The sequence below is a fragment of the Pseudoalteromonas sp. 20-92 genome, from assembly GCF_030847595.1.
GTDB classification, from domain to species: Bacteria; Pseudomonadota; Gammaproteobacteria; order Enterobacterales; family Alteromonadaceae; genus Pseudoalteromonas; species Pseudoalteromonas fuliginea.
The window spans coordinates 1-208 of record NZ_JANJGQ010000133.1; the positions used below are offsets into that span (position 1 = coordinate 1).

The 208-nt window shown below is 39.9% G+C and carries 1 rRNA gene; it reads right to left on the reverse strand.

From position 1 onward, the window contains the following. A 5S ribosomal RNA gene (gene rrf / locus NRL14_RS21045) occupies nt 1-77 on the reverse strand; the annotation flags it as partial. Between the last annotated feature and the right edge of the window lie 131 nt (nt 78-208).

The following is a 208-nucleotide window of genomic DNA, read 5'->3' on the forward strand; positions in this document are numbered from 1 at the left end:
CTATCATCGGCGCTGTTTCGTTTCACTACTGAGTTCGGCATGGGATCAGGTGGGTCCAAAACGCTATTGTCACCAAGAAAATTCTTTTCAATTTTCTTATTTTAATTATTAAGGTTAAAGTCCTTCGACTGAATTTGAAGCCTGGTAATGTCCTACTTTCACATAGCAAATGCTACACTATCATCGGCGCTGTTTCGTTTCACTACTG